The organism is Frankia sp. CeTa3Moorea (genome assembly GCF_978021225.1).
The window spans coordinates 1-3,491 of sequence record NZ_CDXDOR010000265.1 but is presented as its reverse complement, the minus strand read 5'-3'; the positions used below and the strand labels follow the sequence as shown (position 1 = coordinate 3,491).

Annotated in this window: 5 protein-coding genes; 3 read left to right on the top strand and 2 right to left on the bottom strand. The window is 71.1% G+C overall.

The genetic code is table 11. The features are described from left to right. Positions 1–9 precede the first annotated feature (9 nt). Positions 10–393: a hypothetical protein gene (locus tag AC08OV_RS24055; protein WP_476620372.1), complete on the bottom strand. Its 384-nt coding sequence runs from the start codon at positions 391–393 to the stop codon at positions 10–12. Positions 394–690: 297 nt separating this feature from the next. Further along, positions 691–1,188 (bottom strand): hypothetical protein, encoded by a 498-nt coding sequence (locus AC08OV_RS24050; RefSeq protein ID WP_476616072.1) that lies wholly within the window; start codon positions 1,186–1,188, stop codon positions 691–693. A 172-nt stretch (positions 1,189–1,360) separates the two neighbouring features. On the opposite strand from AC08OV_RS24050, the gene AC08OV_RS24045 reads away from it, so the two are divergent. Genes AC08OV_RS24045 through AC08OV_RS24035 form a run of 3 tightly spaced genes read left to right on the top strand, consistent with a single transcriptional unit; the run spans position 1,361 to position 3,404 of the window. Further along, positions 1,361–1,789 (top strand): metal ABC transporter solute-binding protein, Zn/Mn family, encoded by a 429-nt coding sequence (locus tag AC08OV_RS24045; protein ID WP_476616073.1) that lies wholly within the window; start codon positions 1,361–1,363, stop codon positions 1,787–1,789. Then, a complete protein-coding gene (locus AC08OV_RS24040; RefSeq protein ID WP_476616074.1) occupies positions 1,786–2,586 on the top strand; it encodes a metal ABC transporter ATP-binding protein in 801 nt (266 codons plus the stop codon). Before AC08OV_RS24045 ends, AC08OV_RS24040 begins: the two co-directional genes overlap by 4 nt. Next, on the top strand, positions 2,583–3,404 hold the full coding sequence (locus AC08OV_RS24035) for a metal ABC transporter permease (protein ID WP_476616075.1): 822 nt from the start codon (positions 2,583–2,585) through the stop codon (positions 3,402–3,404). Before AC08OV_RS24040 ends, AC08OV_RS24035 begins: the two co-directional genes overlap by 4 nt. Positions 3,405–3,491 lie beyond the last annotated feature (87 nt).

Sequence of the window (3,491 nt, the reverse complement as noted above, 5' to 3'; positions counted from 1 at the left end):
GGCCGTGGGTCAGGCCGCGCGGGCCTGGGCGGGGGTGCGCAGGGCTGTGAACAGGCCGGTCAGGGCGTTTTCGGCGTGCCAGCCGGTGGGCAGGTGCAAGGTGATCTGGCCGCGGCCGCGGCGGGCGAGGCGAGCGGGGATGTTGATCAGGTGGGCGCGCAGGGTGGCGCCGCGGGCGCGGGCGTGGAACGGCGAGGCCAGGGCGCCGGCGGCGCGCAGAAGGTTGTGGGTCAGGGCAGCCAGCGTGAGCCAGGCGGCGTTGGCGGTGAAGCGGCCTGAGGGCAGGTGGGCGAGCGGGCCGTTGATCAGGTCGGCGTTGACCTGTTCGATGATCGCGTGGCCGCGGTGCTGGGTCTCGGTCTGGGCGAGGGTGAACGGGCTGTCGGTGAACACGGCGTGGTAGCGCCAGGCCGGGAACAGGTCGCCCTGGCCGGGGCTGGCCTTGGGGTTGAGGGCTTTGACGCGGCGGCGACGACGTCGGCGGTGTAGAAGCCGGAGTCCATCCGGGCGACGATGATCCCGGTGGCGCCGGCGTCGCGGGCGGTGGCGAGGGTCTCGGTGAGGAAGCTAGCCGCGCCCCTGGACGAGACGGCGTTGCCGCCGCGCAGCCGGGTGGCCGCGACCAGCGGGGCGCCGGTCGGGGTCGAGACCGTGCCGATCAGGGCGTTGAGGCCGCGGACGAACACCGACTTACTGGCGATTTTGGTGTGGCCGAAGGCGGCGCCCTGCTTGGGCCGGGCCGAACACCCGGCGCTGGCAGGAGTCCAGGTCGACGAACGCCAGCACGCCGGCCCCGCCGAGCAGCGGGGTCGTCGCGGACAGTTCGGTGAGCAGCAGCCGGTGGACCTTGCCGAGCTGGCGGACGTTGCCCCAGGTCAGCGCCCGCAGGAATGTCCCCAGCGTCGACGGCGCCCGGATCCCGCCGAACAGCTCGCCCAGGGCGTCGTGGCGCAGCAGCGCCAGGTCGTCGATGCTGTCCGCTCCGGCGGCCATGCCCGCGACCACACAGCCGACCTTCGCCTCCACGTTCGCCCCGGCCGATCCGGCCGCGGCGGGTAGGCGGACGTGCTCGGCGACCAGGCCGGGCAGGCCGGCCCGCTCGGCCAGCCGCATCACCGGCACCAGCCCGGCGGCGGCGACCAGGTTCGGGTCGTCATACCGGAGATCGATCTTCGAGGGGGTATGCAACAATCGCACCTCGGAAGTGCCCTCCGCCTGTCGGATGGATGTTGGCCTCAGCAACCCCATCGTCCCAGGTCAGTGATCATGCCGGCTTGCGCCGGCACCCTGTCCTGATGAGGATGTTGGTGCCGTCCGGTCCGACGTCGTCCCTCTGTGGTGCCTGCGAGCCCGTAGGTCAGTGTGGCGCGGAGGTCCTGAGAAGGCGTTCACCGACAAGCTGACGACGTTGAAGGGCACCGAAGCCTCGATCAAGGAGACCGCGGCGGGCGCGGGTGTCGCGATCACCGAACCGCTCCCGCTCTACCTGTTGGAGGCCTGCGGGCTGGAGAACGAGACCCCCGAGGAGTTCAGCGAGGCGATCGAGGAAGGCGAAGGTGTCCCACCCGCCGCCCTCGCGGACACCCTCGCCCTGTTCAACGACGGGAAGGTCAAACTGCTCGCCTACAACGAGCAGACGACCGGGGTGGAGACCGAGAAGGTCCTGGACGCCGCGAAGACCGCGAACGTACCGGTGGTACCGGTGACCGAGACCCTGCCCGCCGGCAAGGACTACGTGACCTGGATGACCGAGAACCTGAACGCGGTGGCCGGAGCGCTGAAGACATGAGCTCGCCTGATCCGGTGCTACGGATCCGGGACGGCTCGGTCGGGTACGGCACCCGCACCCTGTGGTCGGGGCTCGATCTGGACCTGGCCGCAGGCGAGTTCCTGGCGGTGCTGGGGCCGAACGGGGCCGGCAAGACCACCCTGCTGCGAGTGGCCCTCGGGCTCCACCCACTGCGTACAGGCGTGATCACGGTTGATGGCGAGCCACCGCGGCGGGGCAGCAGCCGGATCGGCTACGTGCCCCAGCAGCAGGCCACCGCCCCACTGGCCCCGGTCCTGGTACACGAACTGGTGCGCTTCGGCCTGGACGGGAGACGGTGGGGGCCAGGCCGGCCCGCCCGCACCCGCCGGCACCGGGTCGACGAAGCACTCGCAGCGGTCGACGCCACCGCCCTGGCCAACCGGGCCGTAGCAGGGCTCTCCGGCGGCGAGATGCAGCGGATCAGGATGGCCCAGGCGTTGGCGACCGATCCGGTGCTGCTGCTGTGCGACGAGCCACTGGCCTCGCTGGACGCACCGCGCCGCGAGGCCCTGTCGACCCTGATCAACCGACGGCGGCACACCCACGGCACCGCTGTGCTCTTCGTCACGCACGACATCAACCCGATCCTCCCGTACGCCGACCGAGTCCTGTATCTCGCCGCCGGCGGCATCGGGCTGGGACCAGCCGGCGACGTCCTGGCGTCGGAAAACCTGTCCGCGCTGCACGACACCGATATCACAGTGGACTGGTCGGCCGGCCGGATCTTCATCAGCGGGGTTCCGGAAGCCCCTCATGACCTACAGGCGGTCCGATGAGCCTGTGGGACCGGATGTTCGTTTTCGACGACTACGGCGAACTGCTGTCCCTGCTCCACAACTCGATCCTCGCCGACGCTGTCCTCGGTGTCCTGTGCGGTGTCATCAGCGTCTTCGTGACCTACCGGGACCTCGCGTTCGCGGTGCACGGCGTAAGCGAGCTGTCCTTCGCCGGCGCGGCGGGCTTCCTCCTGCTGGGCGCGAACGTCGTCACCGGCTCCCTGATCGGAGCACTGCTCGCAGCCCTGCTGATCGGGCTGATGGGGGAACGGGCCCGGAACCGCAACTCCTTCATCGGGGTCCTCATGCCCTTCGGCCTCGGGCTCGGCGTCCTGTTCCTCGCCCTGTACAAAGGCCGGGCCGCGAACAAGTTCGGCCTGCTCACCGGCCAGATCGTGGCCGTGGACACCTCCCGGCTCGCCGTACTCTCCCTCATCGCCGGGATCGTCCTCGCAGCGCTGCTGGTGCTGTGGCGGCCGCTGACCTTCGCCAGCCTCGACCCCGAGGTCGCCACCGCCCGCCGAGGCCTGGCCACAACGCTGTCGGTGCTGTTCGCCACCACGTCCACCGTCGGCGGGATCCTGCTCGCCCTCGGCGGAACGCTCCCGATCAGCCCCTACATCACCACCTTGTCCTTCGCCTTCTACCTCGGATGCCGGGTCTTCGCCGCCGTGCGCACCCGCCGCTCCCGCCGGGGTCGCCCGACGGACCGGCACCCGCGGGCACAGCCGGGGGATCAGCGGCACGCGACGAGGCTCGGCGCCACGATCGAGGATCGCCCGCTGTCGTCGGCGTCCGCGCTTCCCCCCGCACCGTGACCGCATCTTCCTCGACGGATCACGGGCAGCAGGCACACTCGTCGGACGCGCCCGGTGCGTCATCGCGGCCGGCGGCGACCGGTGGGT